This is a genomic window from Pseudomonas sp. NFACC37-1, from assembly GCF_900101575.1.
In the GTDB taxonomy this organism is placed as follows: Bacteria; Pseudomonadota; Gammaproteobacteria; order Pseudomonadales; family Pseudomonadaceae; genus Aquipseudomonas; species Aquipseudomonas fluorescens_AA.
Map to the genome: position 1 here is coordinate 122,499 of NZ_FMUZ01000002.1, position 24,705 is coordinate 147,203.

General features: G+C 59.5%; 21 protein-coding genes and 1 pseudogene. 12 read left to right on the forward strand and 10 right to left on the reverse strand.

The window, feature by feature from the left end:
- Positions 1 to 29: 29 nt before the first annotated feature.
- From arcD to ftsH, 3 genes are all read right to left on the reverse strand, one after another.
- Entirely contained in the window at positions 30 to 1,523 is a 1,494-nt protein-coding gene (gene arcD, locus BLP82_RS02920) for an arginine-ornithine antiporter (protein ID WP_092165196.1), read from the reverse strand.
- A 130-nt stretch (positions 1,524 to 1,653) separates the two neighbouring features.
- Positions 1,654 to 2,406, reverse strand: coding sequence for a fumarate/nitrate reduction transcriptional regulator Fnr (fnr, locus tag BLP82_RS02925; protein WP_092165198.1), 753 nt, complete (start codon positions 2,404 to 2,406; stop codon positions 1,654 to 1,656).
- Positions 2,407 to 2,616: 210 nt separating this feature from the next.
- On the reverse strand, positions 2,617 to 4,443 hold the full coding sequence (gene ftsH, locus BLP82_RS02930) for an ATP-dependent zinc metalloprotease FtsH (RefSeq protein ID WP_092165200.1): 1,827 nt from the start codon (positions 4,441 to 4,443) through the stop codon (positions 2,617 to 2,619).
- A 259-nt stretch (positions 4,444 to 4,702) separates the two neighbouring features.
- Between ftsH and BLP82_RS02935 the strand changes: the two genes are divergently transcribed.
- On the forward strand, positions 4,703 to 4,963 hold the full coding sequence (locus BLP82_RS02935; protein WP_092165202.1) for an Lpp/OprI family alanine-zipper lipoprotein: 261 nt from the start codon (positions 4,703 to 4,705) through the stop codon (positions 4,961 to 4,963).
- Positions 4,964 to 5,041: 78 nt separating this feature from the next.
- Here the strand turns inward: BLP82_RS02935 and BLP82_RS02940 are convergent, their stop codons facing one another.
- Complete coding sequence (locus BLP82_RS02940; protein ID WP_092165204.1) at positions 5,042 to 6,385, reverse strand: OprD family porin; 1,344 nt, start codon at positions 6,383 to 6,385, stop codon at positions 5,042 to 5,044.
- Between the two features lie 308 nt (positions 6,386 to 6,693).
- Here BLP82_RS02940 and BLP82_RS02945 point away from each other — a divergent pair, with 308 nt between their 5' ends.
- The 8 genes and pseudogenes from BLP82_RS02945 (at position 6,694) to BLP82_RS02975 (ending at position 14,111) form a co-directional block, all read left to right on the forward strand.
- A complete protein-coding gene (locus tag BLP82_RS02945; RefSeq protein WP_092165213.1) occupies positions 6,694 to 7,425 on the forward strand; it encodes a GntR family transcriptional regulator in 732 nt (243 codons plus the stop codon).
- Between the two features lie 122 nt (positions 7,426 to 7,547).
- Positions 7,548 to 8,837: an MFS transporter gene (locus BLP82_RS02950; protein WP_092165215.1), complete on the forward strand. Its 1,290-nt coding sequence runs from the start codon at positions 7,548 to 7,550 to the stop codon at positions 8,835 to 8,837.
- Positions 8,838 to 8,865: 28 nt separating this feature from the next.
- Complete coding sequence (locus tag BLP82_RS02955) at positions 8,866 to 9,696, forward strand: amidohydrolase family protein (protein ID WP_092165217.1); 831 nt, start codon at positions 8,866 to 8,868, stop codon at positions 9,694 to 9,696.
- A 109-nt stretch (positions 9,697 to 9,805) separates the two neighbouring features.
- Positions 9,806 to 11,989: a PAS domain-containing sensor histidine kinase gene (locus BLP82_RS02960; protein WP_092165219.1), complete on the forward strand. Its 2,184-nt coding sequence runs from the start codon at positions 9,806 to 9,808 to the stop codon at positions 11,987 to 11,989.
- Positions 11,986 to 12,387 (forward strand): response regulator, encoded by a 402-nt coding sequence (locus tag BLP82_RS02965; RefSeq protein ID WP_092165220.1) that lies wholly within the window; start codon positions 11,986 to 11,988, stop codon positions 12,385 to 12,387. Before BLP82_RS02960 ends, BLP82_RS02965 begins: the two co-directional genes overlap by 4 nt.
- Before the next feature lie 254 nt (positions 12,388 to 12,641).
- A complete protein-coding gene (locus BLP82_RS02970; protein ID WP_092165222.1) occupies positions 12,642 to 13,085 on the forward strand; it encodes an HIT family protein in 444 nt (147 codons plus the stop codon).
- Between the two features lie 55 nt (positions 13,086 to 13,140).
- Positions 13,141 to 13,294, forward strand: a pseudogene (locus tag BLP82_RS31495) (PLP-dependent transferase); the annotation flags it as partial.
- Positions 13,295 to 13,592: 298 nt separating this feature from the next.
- Complete coding sequence (locus tag BLP82_RS02975; RefSeq protein WP_092165224.1) at positions 13,593 to 14,111, forward strand: hypothetical protein; 519 nt, start codon at positions 13,593 to 13,595, stop codon at positions 14,109 to 14,111.
- A 32-nt stretch (positions 14,112 to 14,143) separates the two neighbouring features.
- Here BLP82_RS02975 and BLP82_RS02980 read toward each other — a convergent pair whose 3' ends face one another.
- Both BLP82_RS02980 and BLP82_RS02985 read right to left on the reverse strand, forming a co-directional pair.
- Positions 14,144 to 16,003: an ABC transporter ATP-binding protein gene (locus BLP82_RS02980; RefSeq protein WP_092165226.1), complete on the reverse strand. Its 1,860-nt coding sequence runs from the start codon at positions 16,001 to 16,003 to the stop codon at positions 14,144 to 14,146.
- A gap of 143 nt (positions 16,004 to 16,146) precedes the next feature.
- Positions 16,147 to 17,031, reverse strand: a complete 885-nt coding sequence (locus tag BLP82_RS02985) for a LysR family transcriptional regulator (RefSeq protein ID WP_060741897.1) — start codon at positions 17,029 to 17,031, stop codon at positions 16,147 to 16,149.
- A 113-nt stretch (positions 17,032 to 17,144) separates the two neighbouring features.
- On the opposite strand from BLP82_RS02985, the gene argC reads away from it, so the two are divergent.
- A complete protein-coding gene (argC, locus tag BLP82_RS02990) occupies positions 17,145 to 18,068 on the forward strand; it encodes an N-acetyl-gamma-glutamyl-phosphate reductase (RefSeq protein WP_092165228.1) in 924 nt (307 codons plus the stop codon).
- A gap of 5 nt (positions 18,069 to 18,073) precedes the next feature.
- On the opposite strand, the gene BLP82_RS02995 is transcribed toward argC, so the two are convergent.
- Entirely contained in the window at positions 18,074 to 18,889 is an 816-nt protein-coding gene (locus tag BLP82_RS02995) for a response regulator transcription factor (protein WP_092165230.1), read from the reverse strand.
- A gap of 137 nt (positions 18,890 to 19,026) precedes the next feature.
- On the opposite strand from BLP82_RS02995, the gene BLP82_RS03000 reads away from it, so the two are divergent.
- On the forward strand, positions 19,027 to 20,130 hold the full coding sequence (locus tag BLP82_RS03000; protein WP_060741900.1) for a polyamine ABC transporter substrate-binding protein: 1,104 nt from the start codon (positions 19,027 to 19,029) through the stop codon (positions 20,128 to 20,130).
- Between the two features lie 139 nt (positions 20,131 to 20,269).
- A complete protein-coding gene (tssI, locus tag BLP82_RS03005; protein ID WP_092165232.1) occupies positions 20,270 to 21,598 on the forward strand; it encodes a type VI secretion system tip protein TssI/VgrG in 1,329 nt (442 codons plus the stop codon).
- A 132-nt stretch (positions 21,599 to 21,730) separates the two neighbouring features.
- On the opposite strand, the gene BLP82_RS03010 is transcribed toward tssI, so the two are convergent.
- From BLP82_RS03010 to BLP82_RS03020, 3 genes are read right to left on the reverse strand one after another with little or no spacing between them, the layout of a single operon-like run.
- On the reverse strand, positions 21,731 to 22,750 hold the full coding sequence (locus BLP82_RS03010; protein ID WP_092165234.1) for an SMP-30/gluconolactonase/LRE family protein: 1,020 nt from the start codon (positions 22,748 to 22,750) through the stop codon (positions 21,731 to 21,733).
- 34 nt (positions 22,751 to 22,784) lie between these two features.
- Complete coding sequence (locus BLP82_RS03015) at positions 22,785 to 24,173, reverse strand: tripartite tricarboxylate transporter permease (RefSeq protein WP_218189407.1); 1,389 nt, start codon at positions 24,171 to 24,173, stop codon at positions 22,785 to 22,787.
- The gene (locus BLP82_RS03020) at positions 24,170 to 24,646 is read right to left on the reverse strand and encodes a hypothetical protein (RefSeq protein ID WP_256574041.1); all 477 of its coding nucleotides are present in this window, start codon (positions 24,644 to 24,646) and stop codon (positions 24,170 to 24,172) included. Before BLP82_RS03020 ends, BLP82_RS03015 begins: the two co-directional genes overlap by 4 nt.
- Positions 24,647 to 24,705 lie beyond the last annotated feature (59 nt).

A 24,705-nucleotide genomic window follows, 5' to 3' on the forward strand; every position in this document is an offset into this window, starting at 1 on the left:
GCCGAACGGGTCAATGCACGCTTGCGAACTTACAAAGACAGTTGGCCGGCCCAGAGCATCCAGCCGGCGAAGATCGCCGCCACCCAGATCACTATCAGCAGGCCCCAGCCAAAACCATTGAGGGCCCGGCCTGTCCTGGCCCGTTGGGCGCTCAGGTAGATCAGCGAGCCGGGTGCATAGAGCAGGGCACTGAGCAGCATGTACCGGGGGCCGGCGGCGTAGAGCAGCCAGACGCAATAGCCCGTCGCGACCACAGCGATGGCCATGTCGCGCAGTTGCAGGGCGCGATGGCCGGCGTAGGTCTGGCCTTGCCAGGTCATTTTCAGTGCATACAGGCCACTGAACAGGTACGGCAGCAGGATCATCGAGGTGGCAAGAGAAATCAGCGCCAGGTAGCTGGCACTCGAATACAGGGTCAGCAACAGGAACAATTGGATGCAACCGTTGGTGATCCACAGCGCGTTGGCCGGTGCGCCATGTTGGTTTTCCGTGGCCAGCAGGCGTGGCATGACCTTTTCCTTGGCCGGGGTGAAGACCGATTCGGCTGCCAACAGCGTCCAGGCCAGCAGCGCGCCGCCCACTGACACAATCAGGCCAATACTGATCAGCACCGCGCCCCAAGGCCCGGCCACCGCTTCCAGTACACCGGCCATGGAAGGATTCTTCAGCGCGGCCAGTTCGGGCTGTCTGAGGATGCCCAAGGACAATAGGGAAACGGCGATCAGCAGCATCAATGTCAGGATGAAGCCAATCACCGTGGCGCGGCCGACGTCGGCCCGTTCGGCGGCCCGGGCGGAGAATACGTTGGCGCCTTCAATACCGATGAACACCCAGACCGTCACCAACATGGTGCTCTTGACCTGGTCCAGCGTACTGCCCAGCGCCGGCGTGCCCCAGAAATCCACCATGAAGGTGTCCTTGGAGAACGCGGCAATGACCAGCCCGATGAACAACAGCAACGGCACCACCTTGGCGATCGTCGTCAGGGCGTTGGCCTCGGCGGCGGTGCGCATCCCGCGCAGGATCATCCAATGCAGTGCCCACAGCACCACAGAAGCGCCGACGATCGCGGCCTTGTTATTGCCTTCGCCAAACAGGGGGAAAAAGTAGCTGAGTGCAGCGAACAGAATCACCAGGTAACTGACATTGCCGATCCAGGCGCTGATCCAATAGCCCCACGCCGAATTGAAACCGAGGAATTCGCCGCCCAGGGCACGGGCATAGGCAAACACGCCGTTGTCCAGTTCCGGTTGGCGGTTGGAGAGGGTCTGGTAGACCAGGGCCAGCGAGAGCATGCCCACCCCGGTGATGAGCCAGCCGATCAGGATCGCCCCGGCACCGGCGCTGGCTGCCATGTTCTGGGGCAGGCTGAAGATGCCGCTGCCGATCATCGAACCGACGACCAGGGCGATCAGCAGGCTCAGTGACAGGCGCTTGGGCTCGACCTTTCGCAAACTGCCGGCCAAAGGGTGAGGTGTGACGGTCGGGATGACCGGCTCTGTACCTTGCAGGTGCGTTGCCATGATCTAAGCCTCCATGAGACGGGAGGTTCGGTAACCTTCGTCGATGCAAAGGTTCGAACGCTGAGTCTTAATCTCGGCTTGGAGGCGTTGACGGGTATTGACGTAGATCAGATGTCATGCAGAGCAGGCATCACAGTTCCGCATGACGATGACAACCGGCGACTTTTTGCTTGAGGCCGGGCAAGTCCAGAATCGTGACATTACGCCCATGCATGTCCACCAGTTCCTCCTGGCGCAGGTGGGCGATGCCCCGGCAGATGGTTTCCAGGCGCAGGCCCAGGTAGGAGCCGATGGCTTCGCGGTTCATGCGCAGCACGAATTCCTTGGAGGAATAACCTCGCATGTTATGCCGCTGGGACAGGTTCAATAGAAACGCCGCCAGGCGTTCGTCGGCGTTCATGTTGCCGAGCATCAACAGCATGCTGTGGTCGCGCACGATTTCCTGGCTCAGGAGTTTGTTCAGGTTGTGCTGCAACGACGGTAAGTCGTGGGCCAGTTTTTCCAGGAGGTTGAAAGGCAGCGGGCAGACTTCGCTGTCTTCCAGGGCAATGGCATTACAGGCGTAGTGATCTGTGCTGATGGCGTCCAGGCCAAGCATTTCGCCTTGCATCTGGAAACCGGTGACCTGTTCGCGACCGTCTACCGAGAGGACGCTGGTCTTGAAGAAACCCAATCGCACCGCATACAACGAGCGCAGCGGGTCGCCGGTGCGATACAGCGCTGCGCCTTTCTTGACCTTCACCCGCTGGGCGATCAGCGTGTCGAGGCGCTCGACTTCACCACCCGTCAGGCCAATGGGCAGGCACAGTTCAAGCACGCTGCAGTTCGAGCAGGCGGTCTTGAGGGCATGCACCCGCAGAAGTCGCGGTTCGGACTCGGCCATGGGGTAAATTCCTGTAGTTGGAGCAAGCATAGAAGAACAACTCATCCACGCCTGTTTTTTGTCGCCTAAAGCGATACCGACTGTCGATTGGCGCAGTGGGGCGCGAACGATGGGTTGCAAACCTTCACTGTCGGTCTGCAGGACGACGCTGCTGCATCGTGGGCGGGCGTACAAAGGGGCTGTGACAGATCGATCAACGGCCTGGCGCTGTCAAACCAGTCGCAAAGCCAGCGCAGCGCGTTTGAGCGGCAGGAGCGGGGCAAACTCTTCAGGTGTCAGGGTTTCCTTTTCCACCAGCAGATGGGCCCCGGCGTCGAGGTCTTCCCGATGGCTTTCCAGCAGTGTCCTGGCGCGTTGATAGGCTTCAGCGAGCAAGGCGCGGATACCCAGGTCGACTTCCCTGGCGGTTTGTTCCGAGTAGTCCTTGTCACCCATTTCCGTGCGCTCGCCCAGGTAACTGGCACTTTTGCGTTCCAGCACCGCCAGGCCAAGCTCTGTGCTCATGCCAAAGCGGGTGATCAACTGTCGGGCGATATCCGTGGCGTGGGCCAGGTCATCGGCGGCCCCGGTCGAGACCTGACCATAGGCCAGGAATTCGGCGGCACGTCCCGCCATCAGGACCACCATGCGGTCCTTGAGCATCTGGCAACTGACGAGAAAATGATCTTCCGTCGGTCGCTGCAGGGTGTAGCCCAGCGAGCCAATGGCGCGCGGCACGATCGACACCTTATGGACCGGGTCCATGTCCGGCAGGTTGCTGGCCGCCAACGCATGCCCCATTTCGTGGTAGGCCACCACTTGGCGTTCATCGGGATGTAACAGGCTGCTCTTGCGTTCGATCCCGGCAACGATGCGCTCCACGGCTGCGGTGAAATCGTCGAGGCTGACCGTTTCGGCACCGCGTCGAGTGGCGATGATGGCGGCCTCGTTGACCAGGTTGGCCAGGTCTGCGCCAGTAAAACCCGTGGTGATGTCGGCGATACGCTCGCTATCGAGGTCCTGGTCAGTGACGATCTTCTGCAGGTGAACCTTGAGGATCGCCTGCCGGCCTTTACGGTCGGGGCGATCGATCAGGATCTGTCGATCGATCCGGCCGGCTCGCAACAGCGCCGGGTCCAATACCTCGGGGCGGTTGGTCGCTGCCAGCAGCACGACCCCTTCACGCGGGTCGAACCCATCCAGTTCTGCCAACAGCTGGTTGAGGGTCTGCTCTTTTTCGTCATTGCCGCCCAGGACGCCGACGCCGCGCATTATGCCCAGCGCATCGAGCTCATCGATAAAAATGATGCAGGGCGCGGCCTGTCGGGCCTGTTCGAACAAGTCATGCACGCGAGCGGCGCCGACACCGACGAACATCTCGACGAATTCCGACCCTGATATCGAGAAGAAGGGCACGCCGGCCTCTCCAGCGATGGCTTTGGCAACCAGGGTCTTGCCGGTGCCTGGCGGACCGACCAGCAATGTACCTTTGGGAATGTGGGCCCCCAAGCGTGCGTATTTCGCCTTGTCCTTGAGGAAAGAAACAATCTCCACCAGCTCGACCTTGGCTTCGTCGATGCCGGCAACGTCGGCAAAGGTCACGCCGGTATCGCGTTCGACGAACACCTTGGCGCGGGACTTGCCGATGTTCATCAAACCACCCATGCCCTGTTTTTCCGCCAGCCCACGAAACAGGAAATGCCAGATCACCATGATCAGCACGAAGGGCAGCAACCAGCCCAGCAGGCCACTCAGGAAGGTGTTTTCGTTGATGCCGGTGAACCCGACCCCCGAGTGGGCGAGATCCGCCGCCAGTGCCGGTTCCACCCTCACGGTTGCGAACTGGGTGTGGCCGTCGATGGGTTCCTGCAACTGGCCGCGGATCTGGTCCTTCTCTACCCGTAGATCGCTGACCTGCCGATTGTTCAGCAATTGCAAAAACTGGCTATAGGGGATGACCTGCACCGCGGGGCGTTCGAAAAACAGGAACTGCACCAGGCTGAACACGGCCAGTGCAATGAAGAAGTAGGACAGGTTCCATTGGTGGTTTTTTTTCATGGCCTCGACTCAATAAAAGGCCTCGGACGAACAGGCCGCGCATAAATGGTCGGGGAGATCGCCGGCTCCCTGGTTTGCTTTTTCTACGCCTGAGGGCTGCAAAGACATTGAGCTAAATCAACTCGGTTCAAGTGAGCCACGGTGTGGGCGTCGGACGAGCCATGCAGTTGACAAAGATCAGAGTGGGCAGAGGGTGTTGCCAGATACTCGAGCCAGTTGCTAGCCGTTTTTCCTGCTGCGTTTAACCGAGGAAATAACCATGGCTTTGAATAGATACTTACCTGTCGTATTAATGAGCATTTTTCTAGCAACCGCTGCCGGGTGCTGTAATAAGCTCGCCCAAGAAGTGGATGCCCGACTGGAGTCGGCGGAGAATAACGCTGCAACGGCAAGGCTCAGGGCGGATGAGGCCTACAGGAAGGCTGAGCAGGCCGAGACAATGTCCGAGCAGGCCCAACGTACCGCTGAAGAGGCGAGCATCCGTGCCACTCGGATGACCGATAAGGCCTCGCGCAAGTAATCAGCGGATACATGGGGCATGGGCAACAGGCGGGCGCTGCGCGTGTTCGTCCACCTTCGGTTTCCTGACGCGCGAGGATCAGAACGGCCCCAGCTTGAGTGGGTACTGGATGACGATATACAGCCGATCGATGTCATCGCCGCCCTGGCTGCTGTTGGCGCGATGGATGACGTGGGACAGTTGCAACGACAGGTCCTTGGCCGGGCCTGACTGCACGATGTAGTGCAGGTCCAGGTCGCGCTCCCAATGGCGTCCGCCAGCGCCTTGTTGCGGACTGTAAGTGCCGGTGTCGCTATCGAACGGGTTGTAGGCGCCGCCTTGGGGGGCATGGCTGCCGTCGATCCCGCGTCCAGTCACATAGCGGGCCATGAAGCTCAGGCCGGGGATGCCCAAGGTGCCCAGGTCGAGGTCGTAGCGCGCTTGCCACGAGCGCTCGCCGGGGCCGTTGAAGTCGGCATATTTGATCGAGTTGGCCAGGTAGATGGAGTCGCCGCCGACGAAATCGAAGGGCGTGTCGCCGTTGATTTTCTGATAGGCCAGGGTGAACGCCTGGGCATTGAACCGGTACTTGCCGCTCAGGCTATAGGCTGTGGTGTCGATGGCCCCGGCAATGGCCTTGCCATCGTCGCGGGTGTGATACAGGTTGCCGTCAAGGAACAGTTCGCCAACGGTGGCATGCAGGTTGGCATAGTACTGGCGCCAGGTATCGCTCAGTTCGGAGGCGTAGAGCGCACCGCCCAGGGCTTGGCCGGTGAACAGGTCGGCGCCGATGAAGTCGATGACGCCGTGGCGCGTCGTCGCCCCATACCCGGAAAAATCACCCTTGCTGGTCGAGGCGTCCTGATTCTTGAACGCACTGAAGTGACCCGCCTGCAGGTCGACCCCTTCGAACTCGCGGCTGGAGAGCAGCAGGCCGCTGGCGTATTCGGGTTGCAGGCGCTTGTCTGCGGTATCGAATACCGGGCTCTGCACAGTCATTTCGCCGACCGCCAGGGTGGTGCGTGAGGCGTTGAATTTCAGCGCGCCACCCGCACTGGAGTAATGCTCCTCGCTTCGCCCGTTCTCATCCAGCGGCAATAATCCCGTTCCGGAATGCCCCTTGCCGCCGTCCAGTTTCAACCCCAGGAACCCGTGGGCATCGATGCCTACGCCGATCGTGCCGGGGGTGAAACCGGACTCGAACGAGGCGATGAAGCCCTGGGCCCACTCCTGTTTGTAGCTTTTGCCTGCCGGGGTCGGGGCGCGATAGTCATTGTTGAGGTAGAAGTTACGGCTGAGGACTTGCAGCGTCGCCCCGTCGAGAAAGCCAGGCGTGCTGTGCGCGAGTTCCGCTGCCATCGCCGGTGCGGTGCCGCTTGTGAGCAGGGCAAGCAGCCAGAGTGGCTTCAGGGCGGCGGTTGAGTGGTGGGGTGCAGGCAACATGCTTCATTCCATGTGAGATTGGGCGAGCGAAGGGGCGGTACTACGCGCAGCCAGTGGGAAATGTCCGGCGCACCGCAGGGTGGGCGGACAACTTTGCGCTTGAGAAACCAGGTCTGGGCAGAGGGCTTCATTCTTGGACGTGGGCCGCGAGCGTGCGAGTTAAACGTTGTTAATTGCGGGCGGCTGCGTCATTGGATTCACCATTCGTCAACGAGACACCCAGGCACTTCTTGACAGCCATCGAGCCTGGGTAAATACTCGCCGCTCATATTCATATATATGACTAGATAACAAGGTGAATAAGGTCAATGAGCTCTCTCTCCAGCGATGTCCGTCTGCCGCTTTACCAACGTCTGCGTGACCAATTGGCTGAGCAGATCGCCAATAACCGCTGGCGCCCGGGGGAGGCGATTCCGACCGAGGCCGCCCTTTCAGCGGAGTACCAGTTGTCGACCGGAACAGTGCGTAAGGCTATCGATGCACTGGTCAGCGAGGGCATCCTGGAGCGTCAGCAAGGCCGAGGCACCTTCATTCGCCGGCCGCAGTTTCAATCGTCGTTGTTCCGTTTCTTCCGTTTTCAAAGCGCTTCTGGTGAACGCCGGGTCCCCGAGAGTCGGATCTTGTCCGTGGAACCGGTGGCCGCGCCGTCGGCGGTGGCCCAGGCGCTGGGGTTGCCGGTGGATGCGCCGGTGATTCGCCTGGTGCGGGTGCGTCTGCTGGAAGTGGAGCCGGTGCTCGCCGAAGAAATCTGGTTGCCCCGTAGCCGCTTCCAAGCCTTGCTCGACATCGACCTGAGGCAAAAGGGCCCGTTGCTTTACCCCATTTATGAAGAGGTTTGCGGCCAGGTTGTCGCCTATGCCGAAGAAACCCTCACCGCCGAATCGGTGAATGAGGTGCACGCAAGATTGCTGCAGGTGCCGGTCAACAGCCCGGTGGTGGTGATCGAGCGCCTGGCACGGGACTACGCCGGCAATCCCCTGGAGTGGCGACGCTCTCGCGGGCATGCCGAGCACTTCCGCTACCGCGTGGAAATTCGCTGACCCGACCCGGCTGGCGGCGAGTCGATCGCCGCTGTCCTTACCGTTTTGTTTGTCATGACTGGCCCTGTAGCGGCGCGGTTCGCTCTCGGCTGCCTTTCGTTCCACTTACAAGGATAAGAATCATGTTCAGTTGGTATCGCCAAGTCACTGCGCGGGAGCGCAAAACGTTTTGGGCCTGTTTCGGCGGATGGTCGCTCGACGCCTTGGAAGTACAGATGTTCGGCCTGGCGATACCGGCATTGATCGCCGCGTTCGCCCTGACCAAGGGCGATGCCGGGTTGGTCAGCGGCGTGACCCTGGTCACTTCGGCCATTGGCGGCTGGGTCGGCGGGACGCTGTCGGATCGCTACGGTCGGGTGCGCACGCTGCAATGGATGATCTTGTGGTTTTCGTTCTTCACCTTCCTGTCGGCGTTCGTCACTGGCTTCCACCAGCTGTTGATCGTCAAGGCGCTGCAAGGCTTCGGAATTGGCGGGGAATGGGCCGCCGGCGCGGTATTGATGGCCGAGACCATCAATCCAAAGTACCGCGGCAAGGTCATGGGCACGGTGCAAAGCGCCTGGGCGGTGGGTTGGGGGCTGGCGGTCGGCGTCTTTACCTTGATCTATTCCCTCGTGCCGCAGGACATGGCCTGGCGGGTGATGTTCGTCGTGGGCCTGCTGCCGTCGTTCCTGATCATCTGGGTGCGGCGCAACGTTGAAGAGCCCGACAGTTTCCAGCGCCTGAAAAAAGACAACGTCATCCCGCAAAGTTTCTTCAAATCCCTGGCCGGTATCTTTCGCCCCGAGTTGATCCGCGTGACCTTGTTTGGCGGGTTGCTGGGGCTCGGGGCACACGGTGGTTACCACGCCGTGATGACTTGGCTGCCGACCTTCCTCAAGACCGAGCGCAACCTGTCGGTGCTCAACTCCGGCGGCTACCTGGCGGTGATCATCTTCGCCTTCTGGTGCGGCTGCGTAGTCAGTGGCCTGTTGATCGATCGCATTGGCCGTCGGAAAAACATCGTGTTGTTCGCGCTGTGCTGCGTGGTCACCGTGCAGTGTTATGTGTTCCTGCCGTTGACCAACACCCAGATGCTGTTCCTGGGGTTCCCGCTCGGCTTCTTCGCGGCCGGTATTCCGGCGAGCCTCGGGGCGTTTTTCAACGAGTTGTACCCGGCGGATGTGCGCGGCGCCGGCGTGGGGTTCTGCTACAACTTTGGCCGGGTGCTCTCGGCGATGTTCCCGTTTCTGGTCGGCCACATGAGCGACTCCATGTCCTTGGGCTCGGCCATTGGCATCGACGCCGGGATCGCCTACGGCGTGGCGGTGATCGCGGCGCTGTGCCTGCCGGAAACCCGCGGCCGTAGCCTGGAAGCCACTGCGGCATCGGCGCCTGTGGTTGAGCGTGACAGCCAGAGCGCCCGGGCCTGATTTCCCTTATTGTCGATAGATGAGACCCATGGTTGATACCTGTACCAAACCGATGACCGGCATTGACTGCCACGCCCACGTGTTCAGTCGTGAGCTGGAACTGGCCGCTGTCCGGCGCTACACACCCGACTATGACGCCACGCTCGCTCAATACCTGGGCCACTTGCACGCCCATGGCTTGAGCCATGGCGTGTTGGTGCAGCCGAGCTTTCTCGGCACCGATAACCGCTACCTGCTGGCCGCACTACGGCAAGCGCCGGAGCAGTTGCGCGGGGTCGTGGTGGTGGAGCGAGACATCAGCCGCGCCGCGTTGGACGACATGGCCCGGTTGGGGGTGGTCGGTGTGCGCTTGAACCTGATGGGCAAAGCCTTGCCTGATTTTCGTGACGCCGCCTGGCACGGCTTGTTGGGCCACATCGCGGAACTGGATTGGCATGTGGAGTTGCACGCCAACCTGGTGGACTTGCCGGGGTTGATGGCTCAGCTGTTGCCATGGGGCATCAAGTTGGTGGTCGATCATTTCGGCCGCCCGGATGCGTGTTCGGGGCTGGATCAACCAGGCTTTGCCCAATTGATGGCGCTGGGGCAGGGCGGGCAGGTGTGGATGAAGGTTTCCGGCATCTATCGATTGGGCGCAACGGCCCCGCGCAACCTTGAATTCGCCCGCGCCTCGTTGACGTTGCTGGAACGCAGTTTTGGCTCCGAACGCCTGGTGTGGGGCAGCGATTGGCCGCACACTCAGCATGAAAAACATGTCGGCTTCGAGACGGTCATGGCGCAGTTACGCGCGTTGGAATGTTCGGCGTCGCAGATGCATGCGTTAATGGTCCAGGCACCCCAGGCGCTCTTCAAGTTTTGAGGCGCGAGGCTGTGACGTCGAGTTTTCCTGAACTCGCCCGATGAATAGGGATCTAGACTCCATTGATGCCCCTGCGAAAGGTTTCAGCCAGGCGGTTTGAGGATGACAGATGTCGAACATTGAAGAGCTGCCCACGCAAACACCTGCGCCGAGCGAATACGAAAGCTTGATCGCAATGGGGACGAGCGCGCTTGATGCGATTCCCGGTGCGGTGTACCTCTGCGATCACCGGGGCTGGCTCGTGCGGTACAACAGCGAGGCGGCCGAGCTGTGGGGACGGGCGCCAGCACTCGGAGAGCACGGCGACCGCTTTTGCGGCGCCTATCGATTGTTCCAGGCCGATGGCACGCCGCTGGCATTCGAACACTTCCCGACGGCCTCGGCGCTCAATACAGGCATTGCGCCACGCAACCAGGAAGTGATCGTTCAACGCCCGGATGGCTCGCGGTTCGTGGCGCTGATGAACATCCGTGTCCTCAGGGATCGGTGGGGCGACATTCAAGGGGTGATCAACTGCTTCCAGGATGTGTCGGCGCACCATGCCATGGCCGAGGAGCTTCGGCGCAAGAGTGCCGACCTGGAAGACTTTTTCGAAAACAGCGCCGTGGGCCTGCATATCGTCAGTGGCGAGGGCATCATCCTGCGCGCCAACAAGGCGGAGCTGGCGCTGCTGGGCTATCCGGCAGAGGAATACATCGGTCGGCACATCACCGAGTTTCATGTCGATGAACCGGTTATCGACGATATCCTCACCAAGCTGGGCAGTGGCGACTGCCTGGAGAGTTATCCGGCGCGCCTGAGGGCGAAAGACGGCTCGATCAAGCATGTCACCATCACTTCGAACGGGCGCTTCGAGGACGGAAAGCTTTTCAACACCCGTTGCTTCACGATTGACAGGAGCTGCGTCCATGCGGCCGAGGCGGCGCGCCAGGACAGCGATGACCGGCTTTCGGCGACCTACGAGGCGGTGACCATCGGGATTTCCGAGGCCGATATCGACGGTCGCTTGCTCCGGGTGAACGATGCCCTGTGCAACATGCTCGGCCGGTCGCGGGAGGAACTCCTGTCGATGACGTTCCTGGACTACACCCACCCGGACTGCATCGCCCAGGATGCGGGGTTGTACACCCGCCAGGTGGCCGGTGAGCTGGATAACTACGTGCTGCGCAAGCGCGCCCTGAAGCCCGATGGCGAGGTGGTCTACCTCGACATTCACAGCTCGTCGGTGAGGGACGCCAACGGTACGTTCCGTTATGGCGTGCGGGTGCTGCAGGACGTCACGCTGGCACGGCGGATGGAAAACCAGGTCCGCGAAAGCGAACGGCACATGCGCAATCTGCTCGAGGCATTGCCTGCCGCGGTGTATACCACCGATGCCGAAGGTCGCATCACGTTCTTCAATCGCGCCGCTGTGGAACTGTCGGGGCGCACCCCGCAGTTGGGCGACATGTGGTGTGTGACCTGGAAGTTGTTCAATACGGACGGAACCGCGCTTCCCCACGATCAATGCCCGATGGCGATGGCGCTGAAGGAAAACCGGCCGATACGCGGCGTCGAGGCCATCGCAGAGCGGCCGGATGGCAGCCATGTACCGTTCACGCCGTTCCCCACACCTTTGCATGACGCCGATGGAAACCTGGTGGGCGCCATCAACATGCTGGTCGATATTTCCGAACGAAAACAGGCGGAGAACCGCCAGAAAACGCTGATCGATGAGCTCAATCACCGGGTCAAGAACACCCTGGCCACGGTGCAATCGCTGGCGGCCCAGACCGCGCGCAATGCCGAGGATGCGAAGGACGGCTACAGGCGTTTCGAGGCCAGGCTGTTGGCGTTGTCCCGTGCACACGATCTGTTGACCAAGCGCCATTGGGGGCAGACGCCACTCGATACCCTGGCCCATGAAGTGCTGCTGCCGGTCTTTGGGCATGAGCCAGGCCGTGTCGTGATCGAGGGCGCTTGTGTGGACATCGGCACCCGCGTGGCGCTGAACCTGACGATGACCCTCAATGAATTGGCGATCAACGCGCTCAAGTACGGGGCCATGTCGGTGGAGACGGGGACGCTTGCCGTCACCTGGCAGCTGCAGACCCAAGCGGACGGAACATGGCTGACCCTCGACTGGCAGGAGCGTGGAGGGCCGCTGGTATCCCCGCCGGAGCGGGAAGGACTGGGTTCGCGCCTGATGAAGCGCTGTATCGAGCGCGACCTGGGTGGCACGTTTGACCTCACCTATGCCCCACAGGGCGTTTGCTGTCGCTTTTCGTTCCCGATTGGAGCGGACGGGGCATGAGCCCATTGGCTGGGACCCGGGTGCTGGTCGTCGAAGACGAAGGCGCGATCGCCCTATTGATCGAGGAAATGCTGGAAGAATTCGGATGCGAAGTGGTGGCCTCGGTCGCCCGGCTCGCTGCTGCGTGTGAAATCGCCCGCTCGGTGCAGGTGGACCTGGCGATCCTGGACGTCAACCTGGCCGGCGAATATGTCTTTCCCGTGGCCGACATTCTTCGCGAGCGCCAAATCCCCTTTCTGTTCAGCACCGGATACGGCGCCAGCGGGCTGCCGGCCGAGTACGCCGCGCGGTCGGTTCTGCACAAGCCGTTTTCGGAAAGTGAATTGCAGCGGAAAATTGCCGTTACGCTGAAGGAGGCCGGCGAAAGTGACCCGGCAACCAGCCCTGACGCCCACTGACCCACCGCCATCGCGAGCAAGCTCGCTCCCACAATGGCCGGCGAACCGTGATTGAGTGCCCCCCACAAATCCCCTGTGGGAGCGAGCTTGCTCGCGATAGCAGTCCGGCTCCAGCACCGATACCAACGGATACGACACCCTCCCCAGCAAGCCCAGCCCTGGCGTTCAAGCAGGCCTTTACGAGACGTTGCCGCCGGACTGTGCTAAATCTCTTACCGGCAACCCACCTCTCCACACCCATTCAAGGAGTGAACATGAGTCTCCACGGTCATTACGATTCGCAGAACATCTTTGCGCTGATCCTTCGCGGCGATGCGCCGTGCTACAAGATTTACGAAGACGCCGATGTGCTGGCCTTCCTGGATATCTTTCCTCAATCGCGCGGCCATGTCCTGGTCATCCCCAAAGCCTCCCAAGCGCGCAACATCCTCGAAGTCGAGCCCGCTGTCCTGGGCGCGATGATGTCTGCCGTACAGCGCCTGACGCGCATCATCGTGGACGAGTTGCAGCCGGACGGGGTCCAGGTTGCGCAGTTCAATGGCGCTGTGGCCGGGCAGACGGTCTTTCACATTCACATGCACATCATTCCTCGCTGGGAAGGTGAGGAGCCGGGTGTGCATGGCCGGGGCAAGGCTGATCCCGAGGAGCTGGAAAAACTCCAGGCTCGCCTGGTCGAGCGCATTCGCTCAGTGGCCTGACGCCGGACAAGATCCTGCGACGGGGGCACGGGTCGTATCAGTTCCCGTGCCCCTGAGCGACCTGCCCGGACGGTTGCAGGCCAACACCAAAATGATCTACACCGAAGTGCCCGGTTCCTTGTTGTACGAACTCTGCGACTTGCCGGCCATCGCTGCGCTGCAAGCCGCGCGGCATCTTGCTGGCAGTGGACAATACTGGGGTTGGAGGATGTCGAGGTGTTGATCGATGACTTGAAGCATCCAACATCGATTGCGAACTGACCCACCGCTTTCGCGAGCAAGCCCGCTCCCACAAGGGGCCTGCATAGGTTTCAAGTACCGTGCAGCACCACAAATCCACTGTGGGAGCGAGCTTGCTCGCGATGGGGGCAGTACATACTGACCCACCGCTTTGGCGAGCAAGGTTGTGCACCCCGCCACAAAACCTATCGACACTGGGCTACCAAATCCCTTGCCAACCGCTACCATTGCGCGCAGACCTCCCGACGCCCCTGGACATTCACTTTCATGAAATTGCGCCTGCTGACCGCTGCCTTGTTTTTCACCTGCACCCTGACTCACGCCGCTGAATCGAAACCCGTTCCGAAAGCCCTGGAGGCACAGATCGGGCACTTGGTGGCGCTCATCAAGGACAGCTATGCCACCGGCTACCCGGAAGCGACGCTGGTGCAGACGCTGGACACTGGCGAGGACAGCCAGGTCACCCTCGCGGTTTTCACCATCGAGGGTTTTGGTATGGGCAACAACTACAGCCAATACCTGGCGGCCTTTACGCCCGAAGAAAACGAAGAAGGTGTGCCGCACTACAGCCTGTTGGACGTGATGCGCATCGGGGGCGACAGCTGGCGTGCCATCGACAAACTGGATGCCAGGCTGGTCAGCGACCCGACGGGTGAGCAGACCCTGATCGACATTCCCGTGATGGAGAATACCGATGACGACGCGCCGAACTTCCCGAGCAGGGCTGCGGTGATTCACCTATCGCTGGAGGGGGCACAGTCACTGCGATTGGTTGAGAAAAGGTAGGTCGCGTTGCCCCCCCCCCGGGCCATCCACGCTCATACCTGATCCATCGCCTCGCCCACCCACCGGTCCTCCCCCAGGAACCCGCCACTCTGATGGTGCCACAGCCGCGCATAGATGCCGTTCTTGGCGAGCAATTCGCTGTGGGTGCCCTGTTCGATGATGCGTCCATCATCCATGACAATCAGTCGATCCATCGCCGCAATCGTGGACAGCCGATGGGCGATGGCGATGACGGTTTTGCCCTGCATCATTTCATCGAGGCTTTCCTGGATGGCCACTTCGACTTCCGAATCCAGCGCGCTGGTCGCCTCGTCGAGGAGCAGGATCGGGGCGTTCTTGAGCATTACTCGGGCAATCGCGATGCGCTGGCGCTGGCCGCCCGACAGCTTGATGCCGCGCTCGCCGACCAAGGTGTCGTAGCCGGTGTGGCCCTGGCGGTCGTTCAGTTGGCTGATGAACTCATCGGCCTGGGCATTGGCCGCGGCACGGCGGATTTGTGCGTCGCTCGCATCGGGGCGGCCATAGGCGATGTTGTCGCGAATGGAGCGGTGCAGCAGGGACGTATCCTGGGTGACCATGCCGATGGCGCTGCGCAGGCTGTCTTGTGTCACGTGCGCTATGTCTTGCCCGTCAATGCGGATCTGCCCGCTGTCGACATCATAGAAGCGCAACAGCAAGTTGATGAGCGTGGATTTGCCCGCGCCGGAGCGGCCCACCAGGCCGATTTTCTCGCCCGGGCGGATGTTCAGGCTCAAGCCATTGAGCACCTGGCGTTCGCCGTTGTAGTTGAAGCTCACATTGTCGAAGGTGACCGCTCCGTCGGAGGTCACCAGCACTCCCGCGTCCGGCGCATCCTGCACCTTGGGGCCTCGGGTAAGGGTGGCCATGCCATCCTGCACAGTGCCGATGCTCTCGAACAACGAGGTCATTTGCCACATGATCCAGTGCGACATGCCGTTGATACGCAAAGCCATGGCGGTGATCGCCGCCACGGCACCGGCGCCGACGTCGCCCTGGTGCCACAGCCAGAGGGCATAACCGCCTGCCGCCATGATCAAGCCCACCACCAGCGCCTGGTTGACGATCTCGAATTGGCTGACCAGGCGCATCTGGCGAAAGCCGGTCTGTTTGAAGTCCTCCATGGCCGCGCGCGCGAAGTGCGCTTCACGATTGGAGTGGGAGAACAGCTTCACGGTCGTGATGTTGGTGTAGGCGTCCGAGATACGTCCGGTCATCGAAGAGCGCGCATTGGCCTGTTCCTGTCCGACTTTCCCCAGGCGGGGCACGAAGTAGAGCATGACCAGGCCGAACAGCACGATCCAGGCCACGAAAGGCAGCATCAGCTTCAGGGCGAAGCCACCGGCCAATGCGATGATCGCGATGAAATACACGCCGATTCCGGGGGCGATCTCGATCAGGGTGAACAGCACGTCACGCACGGCCAGCGCAGTCTGCATCACCTTGGTGGTGACCCGGCCAGAGAACTCGTCGGAAAAAAACGACAGGCTTTGCCGCAGCATCAGGCGGTGAAAGTCCCAACGCAGCCGCAACGGCAGATTGATCGCCAATACCTGGTGCTGCACCATGGTACGCAACGCTACCAGCCCGATGCTGGCCAGCATGACGAGGCCCATGCCCCACAGCACGCGACTTTCCTGCGCCGCCGCCTCACCGCCGGCCTGCCAGGTCGAGAGCAGGTCTACGACCTGGCCGAGGAAGGAAAACAGCCAGGCTTCATAGATCGACACACCAGCGCTGAGCAGCGCAAACGCGAGGATATAACCGCGGGCGCCCCGTGTGCAGGCCCAGAGAAACCGAGCCAGGCCTTCGGGCGGTGGCGGTACCTCGTCGGGTGGGAAGGGGTCGAGCCTTTGTTCAAATACGCGAAGCATGGGGGTCTCCGAAACGATCGATTGGGGATTCTGTCACTAAAGGCTGCTTTGAGGGTTATGTGGCACCACGACCACCGGTGGTATTGGCACTCTCAGGTAGTCTCTTTGGCGACGGCAAAGTTCGAAGCATTTGGGGGGGGGCATCACTGCGCACTCAACTCCCACAACACATCCAGTACATGTTGCGTAGGCCGCTCGATGTCCAGACTGCGGTGGGCGATACCCAGTTGACGCCACAACAAGGGCTTTAATGGCCGCATGACGATCCGGGTATCGGGCAATGGCGTGGAGGCCTCATGGGGCAACAACGTTGCACCATATCCCGCCGCCACCAGGCTTTTGATCGCATCGTTGTAGTTCAGTTGGATGCGCGGCACAGGCTGTCGGCCGTCACTGGCGAACCACTCCGACGTCAAGCGCGAAAGGCGAGTGGTGGTGTCATTCAAAATCAACGGCTGGGCGGACAGCCAACCGGGTGTCACGGTATCCGGGCATTCCCAGCGAGCCGGCAAGAAGGCCATGACCGGGTCCCGTCGCCACGGCTCGATCCGCAGGCCCTTCACCGGCGACTGCGGCAGCGCGACCAGACCGATCTCCAAGGAGCCCTCGGCAAGCTTCTTCAAGGTTTCCTGGGAGGTGAGCACCGCGACCTGCACATCGATCGCGGGGTGGCGTTGGCTCAACGTGTCCAAAGCGTTCGGCAGCAATTGTGCGATGGCTCCGGTGGAGGCGCCAAGCCGCACACGTCCGGCCAAGCCCTGTACCTGACGCTCCACGTCCTCGAGCGCCTGCTCCGCATCCGCCAACAGGCGCCGCGCGCGCTCCACCAGGGTATTTCCTATCGCTGAAGGCTGAACGCGCCCACGTGTGCGCGACAAGAGCTTGCCCCCCACCCGCGACTCCAGGTCGGCGATATGCAGGCTGACAGTGGGGGGCGCAAGGTGCAGCACACGCGCGGCTTCGGCAAACGATCCCAGGTCGGCAATCGCCACCAACGTACGCAGCCGGTCCAGGCTGATTTCCCGCATAGTGAACCCTTGTTCAGAAAAACTGAATTTCAGCGTTAATAAATTCAACTTTTCCTATCTTAGCGCCTCGCTGAAGATTGGAACTCCTGATTTTCAATGTTCGAGAGCATGCCATGGCAAGTTCCCTTGTATTCATCGATGGCGACCAAGGCACCACCGGGTTGCAAATCCATCAACGCCTGCGCGACCGAAGCGATCTGCGGCTGCTCACCCTCAGCGCCGACTATCGCAAGGATCCGCAACGCCGCGCTGAAGCCATCAACGACTGCGACATCGCAATTCTTTGCCTGCCCGACGCGGCTGCGCGCGACGCGGTAGCGAGCATCAAAAACTCCGCTGTACGGGTGGTCGATGCAAGTTCGGCGCACCGTACCCATCCAGACTGGGTCTACGGTTTCGCGCAGATGAACTCGCAGCAGGCCGGACGAATCGCCACGGCGCGGCGGGTCAGCAATCCTGGTTGCTATCCCACGGGAGCGATAGGGCTGCTACGCCCACTGCTGGAGGCTGGGCTACTGCCCACGGACTACCCGATGAATATTTACGCCGTGTCGGGCTATTCCGGAAAAGGGCGGGCCGGCGTACAAGAATATGAGGGGGAGGGCGTATCGCCGGTGTTTCAGGTCTATGGGCTGGGGCTGGCACACAAGCATATTCCGGAGATTCAGCAGCAAAGCGGTCTGACGCAACGGCCGATGTTTGTGCCGGCCTATGGTGCTTTTCGGCAAGGGATCGTGCTGACCATACCTGTGCAAACCCGCTTGTTGGCGCCTGGCGTGAGCGCGGTGCAGTTGCATGCGTGTCTGACCCGGCACTACGCCGATGCGCGCCATGTACACGTGATGTCGATGCAGGAGGCTAAAGAGTTGACGGCCCTTGATCCCCAAGCGCTTAACGGGACAGATGATTTGCGCTTGTCGGTGTTCGAGAACGATGAGACCGGGCAGGTTTTGCTGGCTGCGGTGTTTGACAACCTTGGGAAGGGCGCCGCTGGCGCGGCGGTACAGAATCTGGACCTGATGCTTGCAGGCGCATGACCGCGTCAATCAGCGTGCTGGCCCGCCTTCAATGGGGGAGCGGAAATATTCTGTTTGGGCATGAAAAATCGCGCAAAGAGTTCAGATTGTGACTTGATGTTTAATTTTGCATAAATGTTGCGGCGGTGAACCTTTACGGTCTCTGCCGAAAGGGACAGTTTTCCGGCTATTTCTTTATTGGAGAAACCGCTGAGTAATAAACGGAGTACGTCACTTTCGCGTGCGGTAATTTGTGTGCCAAGTTGATTGACCGTTTCTGGCCACAGCGGCGGCTCAGTCAGCGTTTTTTCTACATCAGTTTCAAAGCCCATGCGCTGATGCATCAAGGCAGTCACCCAGGGTTTGATAATATCAAGGATGGTTATTTGCTCTTGGCTAAAACGGACTTTGCTGCCGATGGACATGCATAACGTCCGGTCGGGGTCGAGTTGGACATTGTACTGTGCCTCATCCATGGAGATGTATTGGGCAAAATATTGATGGTAATACTCGGTTTCAAGAAAGTATTCCGGTGCAATATCCAGCAGATGGAAGAAGCCACTTTGTGGGTTTTCCCGATTAGCTATATAAAACGGATCCAGCAAGTAAAGACCTTTCACATAGCGATGAGTGAATGCGTCGACTTCTTCCGCATCGGCTACCTCAGGAAGGCTGACGACCTGCACGTGTTGATTGCTGAAAATCAATACAACCCAATTATCGATCTGCACATATTCATTTAATGTGCGAACCAGTGAACTCCAGAAATCTGGACGATTCAGCTGCATGATCAGTTTCCCAATCGATCGATGCCAAGCCAGGCTATGGAGGTCAAACGACATTTTCTACCCCTTTAGGGTTAGGGATTCGCAGGTCAAAGGTAAGTATTCGTAGGTATTTACTATTCGGGAACACCCGGTATATTCGCTGCCAGGGTTACGATGGCCATGAGGGCATATCGTCTTGACAAGGATGTTGCATGAGAAAGTCACATTTGCGAACCATTTTTTCGGCCTCGCTTCTCTGTGCAGGGATAAGCACTTCAGTGGCGGCTGTAGAGCCCGGGATCTATCTGTATAACTGGTTCGGGTTGCTTGCGCCGGAGACGCCAAAGGAGTTTGAGCAGGAAACTGGCACGAGCGTGCATATGGATGCGTTCGACAGCGCCGAAATCATGCAGAGCAAGGTCATGGCCGGGCGCACCGGATATGACGTGGTCGTTGCGACTTCCAATGTGTTGCCAAGCCTGATCCAGGCGGGCGTTCTCCAGCCTTTGGATCGTCATCAACTGAGTAACTTTTCACATATCGATCCTGACATCCTGGCCCAACTCGCGGTCAATGATCCTGGTAACCGCTATGCGGTACCCTATTTGTGGGGCACTACTGGCATTGGCTATGACGTTGACAAAGTCAGAGCGGCATTGGGTGATAATGCTCCGGTAAATAGCTGGGATCTGATCTTCAAAGAAGAAAACATCAGTAAGCTACAGTCGTGTGGCGTGGCAATGCTTGACTCGCCAAGCGAGATCATTTCGATTGCCTTGAATTACCTTGGACTCCCCAGCAACAGCAAGAACCCGGATGATTACCAGAAAGCTCAAGCCCTGCTGTTGAAAATCCGGCCCTACGTTCTTTATTTCGACTCGTCCAGAATCGACGCCGACCTGGCTGACGGCAATATTTGTGCCGTGGTGGGATGGGCCAATGGTGCCCTGGCGGCACAGGCCATCAACGAGAAGGCCAACACGGGACGCAAGATTACCTACAGTCTTCCTCGCGAAGGCGCGTTGTCCTGGTCGGAGAATCTGGTTCTGCTAAAAGATGCGCCCCATCCCAAGGAAGGCATGGCGTTCATCAATTATATGTTGCGACCAGAAATTATCGCCAAGACCTCAAACCATACGCTGTACCCTAACGCAAATAAGGATGCCGCCGAGTTTGTCGAGCAGAAGCTGCGAGACAATCCCTGGATTTATCCAGACAAAAAGACGATCGCTACACTTATTCCACTTGAACCCCTGCCATTGAAGCTGGAGCGCATCCGCACGCGGATCTGGACCAAAGTGAAGAGTGGTGTGTGATCCGGCTTTGATTTGGATACCTGGAAAGTAAGACGTAAACGCCGATATACAGGGGCGCTGGGCTGGTTGGTATTTGTCAACTCATCAGGCCGGTGTCTTCCGGTCCATTGCGCCGCCTTATGTAAAAAGAGAACAGCGGATGTTCAGCTCAGCCAATCAAACGCAGTTCAGTTTGACCATCAACGGTTTCGAACACGATGTTCAAGTGCTCGCATTCACTGGAGAAGAGGGAATCAGCAGGCCTTACCTCTTCAACGTGGAGTGTGTTAGCGAACGGTCTGACCTGGATCTTGCAAGCCTTTTCGACAAAGAGGCTTTTCTGACGTTGGACGCGACGGGCAACGGCATTCATGGACGGGTCTACCACATCGCACAAAGCGGTCATGACCAGGGTTTGACACATTACAGCCTGGCCCTCGTACCGCACCTGTCCTACTTGCGGCACCGCATCAACCAGAGGATCTATCAACAGTTCTCGGTGCCGAGAATCGTCGCCTTGATCCTGGAAGAGCACGGCATTCTGGGGGATGCCTATCGGTTTCGCCTGGGGGCGACCTACCCAGAGCGTGATTACTGTACCCAGTACGGCGAAACGGATTTGCACTTTATCCAGCGCTTGTGCGAAGAGGAGGGTATCCACTTTCACTTCCAGCACAGCGTTCAAGGCCACGTGCTGGTGTTTGGCGATGACCAGGCGATTTTCCCCGGGATCGGACAGCCCACTGCTTATGGGCAAGCGCCCGATACGGTGACCAACGAGCCGCTGATCAAGCGCATCAACCTGCGGCTGGGGCATCTCCCCCGTCGTGACTCGCACCGCAACGATGATGTCGAGCAACACCTGGACATTGAAGACGATGACAGGCTGGAGCGTTTCACCGGTCATGAGCACGGCGAGCAGAGACGTCTTCGCACTATGGAGCGTCGCCATGCGGCTTATCGTCAAGCCGAAGGGCAGAGTGACCAGACTCGGTTAGCCAGCGGCCATGTGCTGGAAATCTCAGGTCATCCACGCCAGGAGTGGAACGCCCTATGGCTACTGACCCAGGTCATCCACGAAGGTCGGCAACCACAGGTGTTGAATGAGGATGTCGCCAGTGGCAACGCTGCGCCCGAAGGTGACTTCCATCAGGGTTACCGCAACCGCTTTATCGTTCTTCCATGGAATGTGTCCTATCGTCCGTCGTTGGCCCACAAGAAGCCTCGTGTGCCAAGCGACCAGACGGCTGTTGTCATCGCCTTGCAAGACGAAGAGATCCAGAGTGATGGGTGCTTGGCAAGGATCAAGGTCAAGTTCCCTTGGGACCGCGACGACAGATTTGATGACAAGAGTCGGTGTTGGCTGATGGGACCCTCCGATTGGGGGTGTGAAGTCGGGCCCCTGCGGACGGGTATGGAAGTCATGGTTACATTTCTTGAAAACGACCCCGATCAGCCGCTGATCAGTGGTTGCCTGTGTTGTCGCTAAGGCGGGCTGCTGCTTTCGCCATTGTTCAGTGCTCCACGGACGTACCTTTTCGATTGGTGCGGCGCTCTGTATTCAAGTTTTCGGTATCGAAGAATCGACACCGCTACCATGATGGAATGCGCCGGGATTTCGCTATTGATGGGAGTACAGTTTCGCAGCATTGGCAAAGCCTTTGGCTCTGAAAATAGCGCTGCCTTCGCCGAGGCTGCCGTCATTGCTCACGAGATAAACCTCGTTGGTGTCGGGCTTGAGCGCCATGCTCGTCGAGCGAAGAAAGTGGCCCTTTTCGCGCCCCGGAATCAAGATCTGGCCGATGGGCAAGCCGTTAGGATTGAGTACCAGCACGCGGCCTTGGCTGTACAGGGCCACGTACAGATTGCCATCTTGATCGACACGCATTGAGTCAGGTGATGGGCCGCTAAACCGGTAAACAACGGCTTCCCCGAAGGGAGCGATTGTCTTGGCATCTTTCAGTTCGATTCGGTGCAGCAGCCCCGTCGCGAACTCAGTGACCCAAAGGGTCTTGCCGTCGGGAGAGAGCGCAATGCCGTTGGCGATCGCGAGATTGGGCAGGATCGAGACGATTGTCTTGCCGCCAGCTGGGACGTAATAGACGCCGCCGGTGGGCTGAGTCGATGTACCCTTGAAATCGGTGAAATAAAATCCCCCTGTGCTGTCGAAAACGAGGTCATCCACCAGATGGTTTTTGCTTGCCGGGATGATGACTTGCTTTCCTGAGCCGTCCGGTTTGTAGGCTGTCAGGTTGCCGGTATTTTTGAAATTACCCAGCCCTGCCACAAACAATCTGCCGTCTTTATGAATAGCCAGTCCCGCACTTCCCAGCGCGTTTTTCGGCACAACGACACTGAGTTTCTTGTCGGGATCGACCTTTAGAACCTGCCCCCCGAACACCTCGACAAACAGCAGATTGCCGGCCCTGTCGAACGATGGACCTTCCAGTTGCAGAGGACCGTCGGACACCTTCATCCACAGATCGGCTGTCACCGTCGGCAACTCTTTTTCTGGTGATCCAATGGCCTGGAGTTGCTGGCCCTGCGCCGAGTAGTTCAGGGTGGGGATAGCGTCCGCGTGGGCTTGTAGGATGCCAGCGCTGAAGACCAGGCACAGGGAAGCCAAGAGTTTTTTGCGCATGTGGGTGACCTTCTTGTTGTTATGTTGGAGTGGCTCATACGTTCAATAGGGCGATGATGGCGGGCACCGTCAGTACAGCGGTGTAATACCCCATGAATTGCACGCCGATGTTGAAGCCAAGGAAGCGCGATAGAAAACCACCCAGCAGGCCGACGGTGACAATGACCAGTAAGCCGAGTGCTCCGCCCTCCCAGATGCCGATCACCAGAATCAGGCCGACAAACGTCGAGATCACCGCTTCGTGACTGATTTTGCGTGAGACGAAGGACGCTGCCCGGTGGGCGTAATTCATCGTGAAGGGATAGGCAATGAGGATCGCCACGATCACCGCCAGCATCCCATAACCCAGAAACTCCCACGTGCTGAGCAGGGTATGGAGGTTGTTGACCTGCCCGGTGGCGGTGTCGACGCTGAAGCGAGGCGGGGCGTTGAACAGCGGTGCGGCCGGCCCTGCGGCGACCGGACTCAACGGCAAGCCAAACGCGATCAACGGGATCAAGGCTTCAGCGATGTATGTCGCTTCAGTGACGCCGTTACGGGCCGTGATCACCGTTGTCAGCCGATGGTAGACATGCTTGACCCGTGACCCGACGAGTTCGCCCATGATCACGGTCATCGCAACGGGGCTGAAGACGAACGTTGCACTGGAGATAATGGCCGTGATCGCAGTCCACAGGCTTTGTTTGCTGTCCAACACCTTGAGCGGATTGGGGAAAAAGCCGCCCCAGCTTTGCACATCCGCAGACAGCGAGAAGGTGCGCACCTGCTGGCGTCTCATCATCTCCCGTTCGGCGGGGGCGAGCATTGAAAATAGCGCGGCAATCAGCGGGCCAATGGCGATACCGAGGAAATAGCTGACGCTCAGCTTGACCCCGTATTGTCCGGTGATGCTTTGCAGGCCGACGATGACCATCACGAAGGGGACAAGCGCGAGCACCGCCGCAAGTCGCCCCTTGGAAAACCATGCAATGGCGATCGCAGCGAGCAGGAAAACCCATGGGGCGGCGCGTTTGATCGTGTCGCCAAAAGGCGCAAGCATCACGGCGAAAAGCACCGCCGTAGGGACTGCGATCAGCGCCGCGATAACCGCGCCTGAAATCATCTTGCGCAGGGCGACGTGCGGTACACCCAGATTGCGCAGGAAGTTGGCCTCGCGCATCAGGGGGGTTGCCAGAGTGTCGCCGGGGATGCCGAGTAATGCCGTGGGCACGGCGTGAGTCATGTGTTTGGCCACTGCACCTGCGAGAAAGAACGTCAGGACACCGGGCGCAGGTACACCCAACAGCACCACGAGCAATGTGAGTGGGGCGAGGGTGGTGGTTTCATCGCTGCCCGAAATGAGGCCAATCCCGGCGAAGATCACTGCACCTAATATGCCCATCCCGAACGCAATGAGAATCTGCTCCAACAGGGGTGTCATCATGACCGGCCACCGTTGGCCCGGATCGGAGCGACCGGGGCTACCGTTGCGTCTTTTTGAGCGTTAGCGGGACGGGTGAGGTTTGTCTCGTACTCTGCAAACAGCTCATAAAGATCCATCTCACGCAGTTCAGCGAGTGTTTCTGCGGGTAGATCCGACAGACTTCCAAGGTCTCCGAACTCGTCCTGCAATTCCGATAAAACCTTTGCTCGCCACGCGGGATCTGCCTGGTGCTCTACCACATTGCGGTTGGGTTTGAAGAGCTTTGCGCTGATGGCTCCCCCCACCAGGCAGCCGACGATGCCCACCAGCATGGCGTAGGCCTTGGCCATTTGGACATTGTCTACCCACCCCACGAGCAGGTGTTTGGCCAAGAAAAAAGCACCCAGGCTGACGGATGCGCCTATGGCAATGGCGTAAATCAGGTGACGACCGTTTACCGTGTCACCCCATAGTTCATAGAGATCGGATTTCAAGGATTTCTCCTACTGCCCTTGCGAGCTTTTATTGTTATGAACATCAAGGAATGTAGCGG